Genomic DNA, 15,252 nt, shown 5'->3' with positions numbered 1-15,252 from the left:
GATCGCCCGCATTGCCTCGAGCGGGCGCAGCCCCATATGTTTTTCCGTTGTTGTCCATAGGAGGGGAATTCATGGGCCGCCTGCATATCGGGACGATCTCGGTCATATCGGCATTGTGGCTATGCCTGACCTCGGCTTTCGCGGCCTCGCCCGCACCTGTTGAAGCTGAACACGGCATGGTCGTTACCGCTCAGCATCTGGCGACCGATGTCGGCGTCGAGGTGCTAAAGAGCGGCGGCAACGCCGTCGATGCGGCCGTCGCCGTTGGTTATGCGCTGGCGGTGGTCTATCCCTCCGCCGGCAATCTCGGCGGCGGCGGCTTCATGACCATCCGCCTGAAGGACGGCACCAAGACCTTCCTCGATTTCCGCGAACGTGCGCCGCTCGCCGCGACGAAGACCATGTATCTCGATGCCAAGGGCGAGATCGTGCCGCGGGCCAGCCTCGACGGTTATCTCGCCGTCGGCGTTCCCGGCTCGGTCATGGGTTTTGAAACCGCACGCGAGAAATACGGCACCCGCTCGCGCCAGGATCTGATCGCGCCGGCCCTTCGCTTCGCCAAAGAAGGCTTCACTCTGGAACAGGGCGACGCGGCCATCCTCGCCAGCAGCGCCAAACGCCTCGCCAAGGATGAGACGGCGGCGAAAATCTTTCTGAAACCGGATGGCAAGCCCTATGCATCGGGCGAAAAACTTGAGCAGCCGGATCTCGCCGCAATCCTGGCCGCCATCTCCGAAAAAGGCCCCGACGCCTTCTACAAGGCCGCACCCGCCGATGCGATCGTCACTGCGAGCCAGGCCAAGGGCGGCATCCTCGCCAAGCAGGATTTCGAGCAATATGCCGTGCGCGAATTGAAGCCGATCGAGTGCAATTACCGCGGCTATGACATCATCTCCTCGCCGCCGCCCTCCTCCGGCGGCGTCATCATCTGCGAAATCCTCAACGTCCTGGAAGGTTATCCGCTCTCCTACCTCGGCTACGCCTCGGCCGAAACTGTGCATGTCATGGTCGAGGCGATGCGCTACGCCTATGTCGACCGTAACGCGGCGCTCGGCGATCCCGATTTCGTCGAGAATCCCGTCGAAAAGCTGCTCGACAAGGGTTACGCCAAGGAGATCGCAGCAAAGATCGACCCCTACAAGGCGGGCACGTCGGCGAACCTGAAGCCGCTGGGCGGTAAGGAAAGCAACGAGACGACGCATTATTCGATCATTGACGACGATGGTAATGCGGTCGCCGTCACCTACACGCTGAACGGCTCCTTCGGCGCCGCCGTCGTAGCACCCGGGACCGGAGTCCTGCTCAACAACGAGATGGACGATTTCACCTCCAAACCCGGCGTGCCGAACCTCTACGGTCTAGTGCAGGGCGAGGCGAACGCCATCGCCCCGAAAAAGACGCCGCTCTCCTCGATGAGTCCGACGATCATCACCCGCGACGGCAAGCCCTTCATGGTGATCGGCAGCCCCGGCGGCTCGCGCATCATCACCATCACGTTGGAGGCTTTCCTCAACGTCGTCGATTTCGGCATGGATATCAGCCAGGCAGTCAATGCACCGCGTTTCCATCACCAATGGCAGCCTGATAAGGTCTTTCTCGAGCCCTATGCACTTTCACCGGATACGGAAAGGGCCCTCGCCGCCATGGGCTATAGCTTTGACGGCGGTAATGACGCGCCGGTCTGGGGCCAGGCTGCCGGCATCCTCGTCGGCGGCAAAAGCCTTGCCGCGATCGCAAAGGGCGGCGGCGCCCGCTACAACGGCGCCATGGACGCCCGCGCGGCGGAAGGCTCCGCCGGCGGCTATTGACCGGCGCCAAGCGGTTCAGGCTGCGGCGGATATCCATTCATGTCACGGTGACAAAGTCGACGTTCACAAACGGCGTGCCGCATCCTATGCATGTACGAACTCTCCAAGCAGGACGATTCCCGAATGGCAAGCATTGAAATGATTGTCGCCGCCCGCGCCCGTTTGCGCGGCCATGCGCGCCGCACGCCGCTTCTCTCCTCTCCCTTCCTGAACGAAATCGCCGGCCGGCGCCTGTTCGTGAAGGCGGAATGCCTGCAGCATTCCGGCTCCTTCAAGTTTCGCGGCGGCTGGTCTGCCGTCTCCGGCCTCGACCCGGCTGTACGCGCCTGCGGCGTCATTGCCTTCTCCTCGGGCAATCATGCGCAGGGCGTGGCGCTGGCCGCCAAGCTGCACGGGGTGCCCGCCGTCATCATCATGCCGAGTGACGCACCGAAGCTGAAGATCGCCAACACCCGCGCCTTCGGCGCCGAAGTCGTGCTCTACGACCGCGCCAACGAGGATCGCGACGAGATCGGCGCCCGGCTTTCGGCCGAGCGCGGCCTGACGCTGATCAAGCCCTTCGACGAACCGCTGGTGATCGCGGGCCAGGGCACAACCGGCCTCGAGATCTCCGAACAAGCCGAAGAAGAGGGCGTGACGTCAGCCGAGGTCCTCGTGCCCTGCGGCGGTGGCGGATTGACCTCCGGCATCGCCCTTGCCCTCGAAGCCAGCGCCCCCGGCCTCCGCGTCCGGCCCTGCGAGCCCAAGGATTTCGACGATACCACCCGCTCGCTCGCCTCCGGCAGGATCGAACGCAACACGTCGATATCAGGCTCGATCTGCGATGCGATCCTGACGCCGCATCCCGGCAACATCACCTTCCCGATCCTCAAGCGCCTTGCCGGCGCGGGCATCGTCGTCACCGACGAGGAGGCGCTGCGCGCCATGGCGCTCGCGTTTACCCGGCTGAAAATCGTCGTCGAGCCCGGCGGCGCCGTGGCGCTCGCCGCCGCCCTCTTCCACGGCGAGGCGCTGGAAAGCGATGCAATCATCGCCGTCACCTCGGGCGGCAATGTCGATGCCGATCTCTTCGCCATGGCGCTGGAGCGCTTCGGCTGAGATATTAGAGCCTTTGCTGCAGCGCGCCCTCTACGGACTGCAGCACGAGCTCGCCGAGCCGCGCCGCAGCCGGCGGCAGCTCGGCTTCGGCCCGATGCAGAACCAGGCCAAGCTTCGGCAGGTCGGGCAGGCCGACGGCCTTCGGCATAAGCGGCCGGAGCTTCGCCGGCAGGCCGATCGGTGTGCGGATGGTGAGACCGAGGCCGGCTGCCGTCGCCGCCCAGAGGCCGCCAAGACTGGCGCTGACGAAGGCGAGCCGCCAGGAAATGCCAGCCGCATCAAGCGCCTTTGTCGCGGCACTGCGCAACAGGCACGGCGCCTCCAGTGAGGCGAGCGGCATCGGCTCGCCGCTGGCCGCATGCCAGCCGATCGGCCCCTCGGCAGGCCCGATCCAGCACATCGGCACTTCGCCGATCCGCTCGCAATGTGCCGTCAGCGCGCCGTCGCTCCAGGCAAGCGCCAGATCGAGCTTGCCTGATGTCACGCGCTCGAGCAGTTCGGTATTGCGTGCCACCCGCGCCTCGATGCGGACCTTCGGATGGGCTCGGGCGAAACGGCCGAGCACCTCGGGCAGCAAGGTCTCTCCGAAATCCTCCTGCAGCCCGAGCCGCACCCAGCCCTCCAGCTCGATGCTATGCACGGCGGCGGCCGCTTCGTCGTTGAGCTCCAGCAGCCGCCTGGCATAGCCGAGCATCGTCTCACCGGCATCGGTCAGCGCCAGCCCGCGCCCCGCCTTGCGGAAGATCGGCGTGCCCGCCTGTTCCTCCAGCTTCTTCAGCTGCGCACTGACCGCCGAGGTCGACCGCCCGAGCCTTTCGGCCGCCTTGGCGAAATTGCCTAGCTCCATGCCGGTCGAAAAGGTTCGAAGCACATCGAGATCGAAGATGGTCCGCCGCATCACATAGTTCATGTTTTCAGGATCATTTGTCCAAAATATTCTGATTTTCAGCATCATCGTGCCGTGCGATGGTGCTGTTGTCAAGGCCGGCGGACGGCCGCAACCATGGAGATCCCGATGCCCTTCGTTCGCATTTCCCTTCGCAAAGGCAAGTCGCCGGATTATCTCGCAGCACTCGCCGACGCCATCCAACGCGCCCTTGTCGAGACCTTCGACGTGCCTGAGAACGATCGCTTCCAGGCCATCCACCAGCACGACGAGAACGAGCTGATCTTCGACAGCCGCTATCTCGCCGGCCCTCGCTCCGGCGATTTCGTCTATATCTCGATCACCATCGGCCGTCCCCGAACGGCCGAAATGAAGGCGGCGCTCTATCGCCGGCTTGTCGATCTCGTGTCGCAATCGCCGGGTCTTCGGCCCGAGGATGTGATGATCGTCATCAGCACCAGCGCCCCGGAAGACTGGTCCTTCGGCAACGGTATCGCGCAGATGACGGATCCCGACTGGCGGCTGCGGGCAGCGGGGGAACGGTGATGATTGCCATGCAATACAGCTTCACCCTGCCCGCCGATTACGACATGTCGATCGTCGACCGACGCATCCGCGACAAGGGACCGCTGCTCGACGGTTTCCCCAATCTCGGCTTCAAGGCCTATCTCAGCGCCCGCCAAGGCGAATGCGCCAGCCGCGACAATCTCTATGCGCCCTTCTATCTCTGGCAGAAACCGGAAGGGGCAAGCGACTTTCTCTGCGGCCCCGGATTCGAAGCCCTGACCGGTGCCTTCGACTGGCCCACGGTCAGAACCTGGATTGTCTGGCAGGCCGAGCTTTCGGCTGAGATCGCTGCTGCCAGGTTTGCGACCCGCGATATCCTGCTGACAGAGCCTTATGCGCCGCTCGCTGATATCCGGCGGGCCGAAAGCGCGCAGGCTGAAGCCGAGGTTGCGACAGGCGGCGCACTCGCCTCCGTCTCCGGCTTCGAACCGACGACTTGGACGCGGGTGCGCTTCAGGCTATGGCGCGAGATGCCAGAGATCGAGGCCCAGACGCAGGCCTATCGCGTCGGTCACCTGTCCCTGACCTGACGCTGGCGTCAAAGGGTTGCCCGACGATAGAAGGCGAGCGACCCGGCAAGCGCCAAGAGCGCACCGCCGCAGGCTCGCTCCAGCCAGAGGGCGCCCGACGTCTTCAGAAAACGCACCGCCTGCGAACCGAAAAAGGCGTAGCCGAACATGATGATGAAATCGAGCGTGGCAAAGACCAGCGCCAGCAGCGCATATTGCCCTGCCTGCGGCAGCGTCGGGTCGATGAACTGCGGCAGAAAGGCCGAGAAAAACAGGTAGCCCTTCGGATTGGTCGCCGCGACCATGAAACTCTTCAGGCCGATCGAGAAGGTCGATGCCGCGCCGGCCGGCGCGCCTGCTTTCAAAGCCGCATCGAGCCCGCCTTTCGAGCGCAGCAGCATGATGCCGAGAAAGGCAAGATAGGCAGCACCTGCCCATTTCAGCATCGAGAACCAGAATTCCGATGCCGCGAGCAGCGCGCCGAGCCCGACCGCCACGGCGCCGATCAGCACGAAATCGGAAAGCACGGCGCCGACCATGCCGGCGATTGCCGGCCGCAGACCATGCCTCGAACCATTCGTCAGCGCCAGCAGCACTGTCGGGCCCGGGGTCGCGATGCCGACGAAGGAAACGGCTGCAAAGGCCAGAAGCGTGACGGTGTCCATAATGATCCCCTCCCAGGTCAGAGGAACGAAACTTGCACGCGCCGCAAGCCCTGGCAATGCCGGACCGTCAACAAAAAACCCGCAGCCTCTGTGAGGCTGCGGGCGCTTGAAAGGATGCGACCGGATCAGATACCGCTCTGGCCGTCGGAACCGATATAGGCGATGCGGATCATGTTGGTGGCGCCGGGCGTGCCGAGCGGCACGCCGGCCGAGATGATGATGCGGTCGCCCGGCTTGCCGAAGCTTTCATCCGCGACGATGCGGCAGGCGCGGTTGACCATGTCGTCGAGATCGGTGGCGTCATGGGTGACGACGCAATGCAGACCCCAGACGATGGCAAGCCGCCGCGCCGTCTTGATGATCGGCGACAGTGCCAGTATCGGCACCTGCGGTCGCTCGCGCGAGGCGCGAAGACCTGTCGTGCCCGACGAGGTATAACAGACGATCGCCGACAGTTTCAGCGTTTCGGCGATTTGGCGCGCAGCGAGCGAGATCGCATCGGCGCCAGTCGCTTCCGGCTGGGCGCGCTGGGCATAGATGATGCCGGGATAATGCGGCTCGCGCTCGATGGCGGTGGCAATCGACGCCATGGTTGAGACGGCTTCGACGGGATAGTCGCCCGAGGCCGATTCGGCCGAGAGCATGACGGCATCGGCACCTTCGAAGACGGCGGTCGCGACGTCGGAGACTTCGGCGCGCGTCGGCACCGGCGCCGAGATCATCGATTCCAGCATCTGCGTGGCGACGACCACCGGCTTGCCAGAGCGGCGGCAGGCGCGAATCAGCTGCTTCTGGATGCCGGGAACGGATTCGAGCGGCATTTCAACGCCGAGATCGCCGCGGGCAACCATCAAGGCATCGGAAAGCTCGATGATTTCCTCGATGCGCTCGAGAGCCTGCGGTTTTTCAATCTTCGACATCAGCCCGACGCGGCCGCGGGCGATCTTGCGCACTTCGGCGAGGTCGTCGGGACGCTGGACGAAGGACAGCGCCACCCAGTCGACATCGTCGGTGGCGAGCACCGCGTCGAGGTCGGCGCGGTCCTTATCCGTCAGAGCGCCGACGCCGAGCAGCGTGTCGGGAAGGCTGACACCCTTGCGGTCGGAGATGCGCGTGCCCGAAATAACCGTCGTGACGATGCTCTTGCCGTCGCACTTTTCCGCACGGAGCGCGAGCTTGCCGTCGTCGATCAGCAGGCGGTGGCCGGGCTGCACCGATTCCAGGATTTCGGGATGCGGCAGATAGACGCGGGTCTGATCGCCAAGCGCCTCGTTGTTGTCGAGCGTGAAGGTCTGGCCGGGTTTCAGGTCGACTTTGCTATCAACGAATTTGCCGACGCGCAGTTTCGGTCCCTGCAGGTCGGCCAGAATGCCGATTGGCCGGCCGGAGCGCGCTTCGACCGAGCGGATACGCTCGATGAGCGTACGCATCAGGTCATGGCTCGCATGGCTCATATTGATGCGGAAGACATCGGCACCCGCCTGGTGCAGCTTCTCGATCATCGATTCCTCGGAGGAGGCGGGCCCGAGGGTGGCGAGGATTTTAATTTTGCGATTACGCTTCATCAATTCTGGCTTTCTTGCGTCCCTGGGGTGTCGGAGAGTTGGACCATCCAGCTGCCCTGGCGGCCCGTGTCGTATTCCTTGAAACCCATCTTCTGGTAACCGCGGGCATAACAATCCTGTACACCCGAGATCTTGAACTCGTTTTCCGCCACGCACATCTGCACGTCACCCGTCCATCGTCCTCCCCGGGCGGCGTCCTCTGCGTAGAGGTAATAATAACGCGACTGCAGTTCTCCCTCGATCAGGGTGGCGCAGGTGGTCGCCGGCACTTGCCACCAGCCTTCCGTCACCCAGCCATCCTTGGCCCGGTACCCGATCGCTACGCCGACGAGATTCTGTGTTCCGTTGCAGACGCGAAAATCGGCGCGTGCGGCATCTGCGATGAAGAACGGCATAAAAGCTGCAAGAGCGAACAGAGCGAGTCGGACCAGCGGTCCGGACCGCGTGAGGAAACTTGGCGCGGCTTGAATCAACACGGCTCCCAAATAGCTCCACGGTTATTCGTATCCGTGTCTTCTTGCGCCGCCGTCATGCGAAAGTCAACGCGATGCTAATCGATTATATTTCCTTTCACAAACTGCGCATGAAGGCTTCATCTTCGCTTCCCGCCGCCTGTCGCGCTTGAACCGGCGGCAGCACCATGCGATCACAGCGCGCGACTGCGCAAAGACGAACGGCAATTCCTTCATGGACAACTTCCAATCCTTCGAGATCCTATCCGGCAAACATGACAAAGGCATGGTTATCCTCGCCGATCACGCGATGAACCGCCTCCCCGCGCGATACGGCCGGCTCGGCCTGCCCGATGCGGCCTTTGCCCGCCACATTGCCTATGACATCGGCATCGAGGGCCTGACGCGGCAGCTCTCGGCGAGACTCGCCGTGCCCGCGGTGCTCGGCGGCTTCTCGCGCCTGCTGATCGACCCGAACCGCGGCGAGGATGATCCGACGCTGATCATGAAGATTTCCGACGGCGCAGTCATCTCGGGCAACCATCCGATCACACCGCAGGAGTGGGAGTATCGTATCGAGACCTTCCATCGCCCCTATCACAATGCCGTGGCGGAGACGATCGATAAGGTGGCGAATGCCACCGGCCGGGCGCCGCTGGTCCTGTCGCTGCATTCCTTCACGCCGGCGTGGAAAGGAATTCCTCGCCCGTGGCATGCCGCAGTCCTCTGGGACAGCGACCGGCGCGCGGTCGGCCCACTGCTCGACATGCTGCGCGCCGATCCCTATCTCTTCGTTGGCGACAATGAGCCCTATGACGGCGCCCTGAAGGGCGATACCATGTACCGGCACTGCATGATGACCGGCATCCCGCACGCGCTGCTCGAAGTGCGCCAGGATCTGATTGCAGACGAGACCGGGATTGCTGCATGGGCCGAACGCCTGGCACCGATCTTTGCGGCGATGAACGCCGATCCTGTCTTGCACGACTACGAGGTCCATCTGTCGCGCACCGGTCCCTATTGAAGGAAGGAAAGAAAGCTAGATGACCGCGCTCAGTAAAGAACGGCAGACCGAATTCGAAGCCGCCGCCTTCCGCCGCCTTGTCGCGCATCTTCGTGAGCGCAGCGACGTGCAGAATATCGACTTGATGAACCTGGCCGGTTTCTGCCGCAACTGCCTGTCGAACTGGTACCGCGAAGCCGCCGAGGCCGAGGGTGTCGCGGTAACCAAGGACGAATCGCGGGAAATGGTCTACGGCATGCCTTACGAGGACTGGAAAAATCTCCACCAGAACGAGGCCTCGCCTGTGCAAAAGGCCGCTTTTGAACTGAACAACCCGCACAAATAACCCATCACCGAGCGAATAGGCTTGACCCTCGCGCCGCTTCGCGGCAGTCACGGGCATCCAAAATGATCATCCCAATCAGGAGAACACGATGTCTGATGCTCATGGCGTCGCCCGCGACCAGCTTCGCGCTTTCATCGAGCGCATTGAACGGCTGGAAGAAGAAAAAAAGACCATCGCCGACGACATCAAGGACGTCTACGGCGAAGCCAAGGGGATGGGCTTCGACACCAAGATCCTGAAGAAGGTCGTGGCGCTGCGTAAAAAGGACGAGCAGGAGCGCATGGAAGAGGAAGCGATCCTCGATACCTATCTGCACGCGCTCGGCATGATCGAGTCCCCGCCGGAAGGCTGATCCGACTGGCATCACCGATGTCGACAAGCCGCTGGAGCAATCCGGCGGCTTTTCTTTTGCAGAGAACGCGGCCGGCTGAATATCGACGGTGTCCGATCGAAACGACCAAAAGAAAAACCGCCGGATCGCTCCAGCGGTTTTTCGATATTTCGATGATCGGCGCGCTTAGTTCGTATTGAACTTGCGCACCTCCATGAAGTTGACGGCGGTGCCGCTGAAGCGGGCCGGATCGACCGAGGCGGTCTTGACGTTGAAGCCCTCGGCATAGACAGCGGTTGGCTGGGCGCGCATCGTCTGGCTGACGAAGCGCGGCGCCTTGACCTGCTTGGAGGCCATTTCGAGACGGGCATTGGTTAGCGCCCACTGCGAAATCATCTTCTGCGTCAGCTTCGGCTCGGTCCGCACCGTCGCGCGGCTGGCGTCGGCTGCGGCGGCCTGCTTCTGCGTCGGGCGGCCACCTTTGGTGGGAAGAGCCGGCACCACGGCGTTTTCGGCGGCAGGTTCGTCGAAGGCGTCGCCGAAGCTTGCCGACTTCGTTGCTGGCGCCAAGGCTGCGAGCTGAAGCGACGGTTTCTGGGCAGGCGCCTGTTGCGGCATCGCCGCGTTGATCGCCTGCTCCACCGTCATTGCGGGCGCATGCGCGGCGACCTGGTTTTCGTCACCCTTGTTCTGCTGGTCGAGCGCATCGGCAAGGGCAGGAGACAGTCCGCCATCCTGATCGGCCTCGTCGGCCTCTGCTTCCGGATCGGCATTGGCGGCAGCGAGAAGCTTCTCGGCAAGGGCCGGACGTTCGACCGGCGTCGGAACCGGCATTCCGCTCAGCATGGCGGGATCGGCCGACGCGACTTCGGCATCGCCGGGCGCGCGGCGCTGGCCAAGAAGCGAGGGAACCGGGATGCTGTAGGCGCTGAGATCGGCGAATTGCTGCGGCTGGGCTTGGTCGGCCGGGAGCGCGGCGGCCAGGGCCTGCTGCGCGGCATTGCCTGAAGGCGGCGCGACCAGGGCGCTTGCCACTTCGCTGCCGGCCGGCTGGTTGCTGAATGCCGGGCGAACCTGCGGCACTGGCGCGTTCACATCGGCGACCTCGGTCTGCTGCGGCTCGGCAGGGGCAGGCTCGGCCTTCGGCGGCGTCGCCTTGGCGACGGCGACCGGGGCCGAATCGTCGGAATCGTCTTCCTGTTCGTCGGCGCCGCCGCCGAAGAGCGCCTCAAACAGCGTCTTGTGCTTCAGTGCCGATTCGGAGGCGCTGGCGATCTCGATCTGCGTGCCGTTGGCGCGGCGCTTGTAGTCGGCCATCGCCTGCTGGTAGCCCGGCAGCGGCTTGCCGTCGGCCGGAATATGGATGGTATTGCCGTTCGGGAAAAGCCGGACAAGCTCGTCGCGGCTCATGCGCGGCCAGGCGCGAACACCGCCGACATCCATGTGCACGAAGGGCGAACCCGATTTCGGATAGAAGCCGACGCCGCCGACCTGCATTTTCATGCCGATGGCGCGAAGCGTCGCCAGCTTGACGTCGGGAATGAAGAAGTCCATCGCCTTGCCGAGCATGTGCTGGCTCTTTTCGGCAACACCGGACTTGCGCGAGCGGCCGCGCAGCATCTCGTTGGTCGCCGGCGAGCGGAAGCCGCAGACAACATTGATATAGTCCCTCGAACCGCTCTGACGATAGACTTCCCAGATCAGGTCGAACAGGCGCGGATCCATCTTCGTCGGCTGGTTCTTGCGCCAGTCGCGCAGGAAGCGGTTCAGCTGCTCCAGACCCTTGGGGTCGAACTTGCCGTTACGCTTGTAGGTGATGACGGCTTTTTCGCCGGTATGGATGAAATAGAGCTTGAGGCTGCGGGTGTCGCCTGCGGCCTGAGAAGGCGTACTGACGAATACCGGCGAGGAAACCGCAAGCGCAAGAAGGGCGGCCGCCGCCGTCCTCACTGCCTTTCCGCAGATGTCGGCGCACAAAGAACGCCAGCTCAAGCGCGAAGGCTTGGAATTCCCATTCAGATTCGGCAACTCGATCCCCGTCAGACAGACAATGTCCCGTACTGTCCCAGATGACTGTCAAATGCGGTCACACGATGGCAAAAATGCCACACATGATCAACCTTTTCTTTACATAGTGAACGAGCCACTAACAAGTGGTTTATGAACAGTAACAAATCGTGGTTGCCCGAGTCTTAACAAATGCGGGCTTAGGCCGCATCTTTCTGGGGATTATCGGGATCTATACCGTAATCTTTGAGCTTGCGATAAAGTGTGGACCGCCCGATGCCAAGCTTGCGTGCCACTTGACTCATCTGTCCGCGATAGAATTTAAGCGCGAATCGGATGAGTTCCTCCTCGACATCGGCAAGCTTGCGCACGTCGCCTGAGGGGTTGACGCTAGCGATTGCATTTTCAGAGGTCTCGGAGAGGCGGTGGTGGTGGACCTCACCGTGCGTCGGAACCCGGTAGTCTTCGCTATATGCCTCGTCCGGGTCGAGGCCGGTATTGTCGGCCACGAGCGCCAGGTGATCCACCACTTCATATTCCGGAAGCTGGGCGGCGATCTGCGGGAAGTCCGCCTCGGTCAACTCCGGCCCCTCGGCCAGAACGACCGCGCGGAAGATCGCGTTTTCGAGCTGGCGGATATTGCCCGGCCAGTCATAGGCGGTCAAAAGCGCCAGCGCGCCCGAATTCACCGTCATGCGGCGGCCGTTCTTCTGCTCGCTGGAGAAGCGGTCGGCAAAGACGCGCACCAGGTGGGGAATATCTTCCTTGCGCTTGCGCAGCGCTGGAATGGTGATCGGGAAGACGTTGAGGCGATAGTAGAGATCTTCGCGGAAATGGCCGTTCTTGACCTCCTCGATCAGATCCTTGTTGGTCGCCGAAATCAGCCGGACATTAACCTTGTGGGCGGTGCGCGCACCGACAGTCTCGATTTCGCCCTGCTGCACGGCGCGCAGCAGCTTCACCTGCACTTCGAGTGGCAGGTCGCCGATCTCGTCAAGGAAGATGGTGCCGCCGTCGGCTTCCATGAACTTGCCGATGTGACGTTCGGTCGCGCCGGTGAAGGCGCCCTTTTCATGGCCGAAAAGGATGCTCTCGACGAGATTGTGCGGAATCGCTCCGCAATTAACGGTGACGAACGGCTTGTTCGAGCGTTCGCCGCCGGACTGGATGGCGCGCGCCACCAGCTCCTTGCCGACGCCGGATTCGCCTTCGAGCACGACGGGAATATTGGATTGCGCCGCCCGCTGGGCGAGATCGATGACGCGGAGCATTGCCGGGCTGGCCGAAACGATGTCGTCGAAACCGACGGAGCCTGAGCGCGACCGGCGTCCGGCCCGTGCCTTCACCTCGCGCTGGTCGAGCTTCATCGCATTCGAGATCGACGTCGCGATGCGTTCGGGCGAAACCGGCTTGACGACGAAATCGAAGGCGCCGGCGCGCATCGCCTGCACGACGGTTTCGATACCGCCCTGGCCTGTCTGAACGATCACGGGGATCTGCGTACCGAATTCGTGAAGCGCGTCGAGAAATTCGAGGCCGGTCATCTCGGGCATCATCAGGTCGAGCACGATGACGTTGAAAAGGCCGCTGTCGCGCTTGACCATTTCAAGGCCAATCCGGCCGTTTTCCGCCTGGTGCACGACATGGCCGTGACGCTCGATTGCGTTCTTGAGCAGGCGGCGCTGCACCGGGTCGTCTTCGACCACGAGGATTTGCCCTGCTCCCTTGAGCTCATTGTAACCGGTCATTGTCGCCTCACTTCATGCGAAACCATGGAGGGCACTCTCGCAGAAAGGCTTGAACATCCAGTTTTGAGAAATAATTGCATTTTAACGATTGCAACGACTGATTTTCGTGCCGAAACGAGGTCTTTGATGGGGCGAAAGGCCCTTGATGCGGGACCTCCTCACGCTTATTCAAACAGACCTGTTTTAAAGTGGAGAGGAATTGCGTTCATGAAAATCAAGCTCCCGCACGCCAGCCTTCGCTTGTCGCCTGCAGCGCCAGCTGGGCCCGCCGATCCGGGGCTCGGCGATCTGCCGGTCTGGAAGCTGCAGGACCTCTATCCCTCCGCCACGTCAACCGCCTTCGTCGCCGACATGGAAAAGGCCGGCAAGGCCGCGATCGCCTTCGAGGAAAGGTGGAAGGGCAAACTCGCCGACGCCGCGACGAAAACCGGCACCGAGGGCATCGGCGCGGCGCTGAAGGAATATGAGGCGCTTGATGACATCATGGGCCGCCTCGGCTCCTTTGCCGGCCTCACCTATTTCTCCGACACCACAAACCCGACCAACGGCAAGCTCTACGGCGACGTGCAGGCCAAGATCACCGAATTCTCAGGCCATCTCCTGTTCTTCGCGCTGGAACTGAACCGCATTGACGACGCGGTCATCGACGCCTGCATCGCCAATGACCCCGATGCCGGCCACTATCGCCCCTGGCTCATCGACCTCAGGAAAGACAAGCCCTATCAGCTCGATGACAGGCTGGAGCAGCTCTTCCTCGAAAAGTCGATGACATCGGCCTCCGCCTTCAATCGCCTGTTCGACGAAACCATGGCGGAACTCCGCTACGAGATCGATGGCGAGAAAGTGCCGCTCGAAGTTGCCTTGAACATGTTGCAGGAGAAGGATCCGGACGTGCGCCGCAAGGCCGCCATGGCGCTCGCCGAAACCTTCAAGGCCAATATCCGCATCTTCACGCTGATTACCAACACGCTTGCCAAGGACAAGGATATCTCCGACCGCTGGCGCGGCTTCGAGGACATTGCCGACTCCAGGCACCTCGCAAACCGCGTCGAGCGCGAGGTCGTTGATGCGCTCGCCGCCGCCGTCCGAGAAGCCTATCCCCGCCTTTCGCACCGCTATTATAAGATGAAGGCGAAATGGCTCGGCATGGAGCAGATGAACTTCTGGGACCGCAACGCGCCGCTTCCGGAAACCTCCAGCGCCGTCATCTCCTGGTCGGAGGCAAAGGACACGGTGCTGTCGGCCTATGGCAATTTCGCCCCCGAGATGGCCGATATCGCCAGGCGCTTCTTCGACGAACAATGGATCGATGCCCCGGTTCGACCGGGCAAGGCGCCCGGCGCCTTTGCCCATCCGACAGTTCCCTCTGCCCATCCCTATGTGCTCGTCAACTATATGGGCAAGCCGCGCGACGTGATGACCCTTGCCCACGAACTCGGGCACGGCGTGCACCAGGTTCTGGCCGGAGCGCAAGGCGCGCTGATGTGCCAGACGCCGCTGACGCTTGCCGAAACCGCCTCCGTCTTCGGCGAGATGCTGACCTTTCGCACGCTTCTCGAAAAGACCAACGACAAACGCGAGCGCAAAGCGATGCTCGCCCAGAAGGTCGAGGACATGATCAACACGGTCGTGCGCCAGATCGCCTTCTACGAGTTCGAACGCCAGCTGCACACCGCCCGCAAATCAGGTGAACTCACCGCCGACGACATCGGCGAACTCTGGCTCTCCGTCCAGTCCGAAAGCCTCGGGCCGGCGATCAGCATTTCCGAGGGCTACGAGACTTATTGGGCCTATATCCCCCATTTCATCCACTCGCCCTTCTATGTCTACGCCTATGCTTTCGGCGATTGCCTGGTAAATTCGCTCTATGCCGTCTACCGGAAGGCCGAGAAGGGCTTCCAGGAGAAGTATTTCGAACTGCTGAAGGCCGGCGGCACCAAGCACCATTCCGAATTGCTGAAGCCTTTCGGCCTCGACGCCACCGATCCGTCGTTCTGGAGCCAGGGCCTGTCGATGATCGAAGGGCTGATCGATGAGTTGGAGGCTTTGGATAGAGCGTAAGGCTCGGCCAGACTCGAAACGAGTAGGCGCCTCGATGGGCAATTGTAACATTTGATCGACCAACCGCGCTCTATAGCGTCCATTAGGAACCATGACGGCAATCCACCCTCCCTCATTCCTGTGCTTGTCACAGGAATCCAGCGCGCCCAAGTCCTTGGGCGCGGGAGACTCCTTGTTTGCCGGAAATGAGTCATTCACGGCGCGGA

The 15,252-nt window shown here is 62.5% G+C and carries 14 protein-coding genes; 8 read left to right on the top strand and 6 right to left on the bottom strand.

Going from position 1 to position 15,252, the window contains the following annotated elements; translation table 11 throughout:
- The first annotated feature begins 71 nt into the window (after positions 1-71).
- Positions 72-1,808, top strand: coding sequence for a gamma-glutamyltransferase (gene ggt, locus GGI60_RS19840; protein ID WP_183918011.1), 1,737 nt, complete (start codon positions 72-74; stop codon positions 1,806-1,808).
- A 123-nt stretch (positions 1,809-1,931) separates the two neighbouring features.
- Complete coding sequence (locus GGI60_RS19835) at positions 1,932-2,906, top strand: threonine/serine dehydratase (RefSeq protein ID WP_183918009.1); 975 nt, start codon at positions 1,932-1,934, stop codon at positions 2,904-2,906.
- Between the two features lie 4 nt (positions 2,907-2,910).
- Here GGI60_RS19835 and GGI60_RS19830 read toward each other — a convergent pair whose 3' ends face one another.
- Positions 2,911-3,804 carry a LysR substrate-binding domain-containing protein gene (locus GGI60_RS19830; RefSeq protein ID WP_183918224.1) on the bottom strand — a complete coding sequence of 298 codons (894 nt, stop codon included), beginning with the start codon at positions 3,802-3,804 and terminating at the stop codon, positions 2,911-2,913.
- A gap of 117 nt (positions 3,805-3,921) precedes the next feature.
- On the opposite strand from GGI60_RS19830, the gene GGI60_RS19825 reads away from it, so the two are divergent.
- Together GGI60_RS19825 and GGI60_RS19820 are read left to right on the top strand one after the other, a co-directional pair.
- A complete protein-coding gene (locus tag GGI60_RS19825; protein ID WP_183918007.1) occupies positions 3,922-4,338 on the top strand; it encodes a tautomerase family protein in 417 nt (138 codons plus the stop codon).
- Complete coding sequence (locus GGI60_RS19820; protein ID WP_183918005.1) at positions 4,338-4,889, top strand: DUF4865 family protein; 552 nt, start codon at positions 4,338-4,340, stop codon at positions 4,887-4,889. Before GGI60_RS19825 ends, GGI60_RS19820 begins: the two co-directional genes overlap by 1 nt.
- Positions 4,890-4,897: 8 nt before the next feature.
- Here GGI60_RS19820 and GGI60_RS19815 read toward each other — a convergent pair whose 3' ends face one another.
- The 3 genes from GGI60_RS19815 to GGI60_RS19805 all read right to left on the bottom strand — a co-directional run bounded on the left by GGI60_RS19815 (position 4,898) and on the right by GGI60_RS19805 (position 7,583).
- Positions 4,898-5,533, bottom strand: coding sequence for a LysE family translocator (locus GGI60_RS19815; protein WP_183918003.1), 636 nt, complete (start codon positions 5,531-5,533; stop codon positions 4,898-4,900).
- A 125-nt stretch (positions 5,534-5,658) separates the two neighbouring features.
- A complete protein-coding gene (gene pyk, locus GGI60_RS19810) occupies positions 5,659-7,098 on the bottom strand; it encodes a pyruvate kinase (RefSeq protein WP_097580356.1) in 1,440 nt (479 codons plus the stop codon).
- On the bottom strand, positions 7,098-7,583 hold the full coding sequence (locus tag GGI60_RS19805; protein WP_012485172.1) for a DUF1036 domain-containing protein: 486 nt from the start codon (positions 7,581-7,583) through the stop codon (positions 7,098-7,100). The genes pyk and GGI60_RS19805 overlap by 1 nt, the downstream gene beginning before the upstream one ends.
- Before the next feature lie 202 nt (positions 7,584-7,785).
- Between GGI60_RS19805 and GGI60_RS19800 the strand changes: the two genes are divergently transcribed.
- From GGI60_RS19800 to GGI60_RS19790, 3 genes are all read left to right on the top strand, one after another.
- Positions 7,786-8,574 (top strand): N-formylglutamate amidohydrolase, encoded by a 789-nt coding sequence (locus GGI60_RS19800; RefSeq protein WP_183918001.1) that lies wholly within the window; start codon positions 7,786-7,788, stop codon positions 8,572-8,574.
- Between the two features lie 19 nt (positions 8,575-8,593).
- Complete coding sequence (locus tag GGI60_RS19795) at positions 8,594-8,899, top strand: DUF1244 domain-containing protein (protein WP_183917999.1); 306 nt, start codon at positions 8,594-8,596, stop codon at positions 8,897-8,899.
- Positions 8,900-8,987: 88 nt separating this feature from the next.
- Positions 8,988-9,251 carry a DUF2312 domain-containing protein gene (locus GGI60_RS19790; protein ID WP_003585771.1) on the top strand — a complete coding sequence of 88 codons (264 nt, stop codon included), beginning with the start codon at positions 8,988-8,990 and terminating at the stop codon, positions 9,249-9,251.
- A gap of 165 nt (positions 9,252-9,416) precedes the next feature.
- Here the strand turns inward: GGI60_RS19790 and GGI60_RS19785 are convergent, their stop codons facing one another.
- Positions 9,417-11,258: a DUF882 domain-containing protein gene (locus GGI60_RS19785; RefSeq protein ID WP_183917997.1), complete on the bottom strand. Its 1,842-nt coding sequence runs from the start codon at positions 11,256-11,258 to the stop codon at positions 9,417-9,419.
- A gap of 179 nt (positions 11,259-11,437) precedes the next feature.
- Complete coding sequence (locus GGI60_RS19780) at positions 11,438-12,985, bottom strand: sigma-54-dependent transcriptional regulator (RefSeq protein ID WP_183917995.1); 1,548 nt, start codon at positions 12,983-12,985, stop codon at positions 11,438-11,440.
- Between the two features lie 207 nt (positions 12,986-13,192).
- On the opposite strand from GGI60_RS19780, the gene GGI60_RS19775 reads away from it, so the two are divergent.
- The gene (locus GGI60_RS19775) at positions 13,193-15,046 is read left to right on the top strand and encodes a M3 family oligoendopeptidase (RefSeq protein WP_183917993.1); all 1,854 of its coding nucleotides are present in this window, start codon (positions 13,193-13,195) and stop codon (positions 15,044-15,046) included.
- The last annotated feature ends 206 nt before the right edge of the window (positions 15,047-15,252 follow it).

This window comes from Rhizobium lentis, assembly GCF_014200175.1.
In the GTDB taxonomy this organism is placed as follows: domain Bacteria; phylum Pseudomonadota; class Alphaproteobacteria; order Rhizobiales; family Rhizobiaceae; genus Rhizobium; species Rhizobium mulingense.
This window is presented reverse-complemented; position numbering and strand designations above follow the sequence as displayed.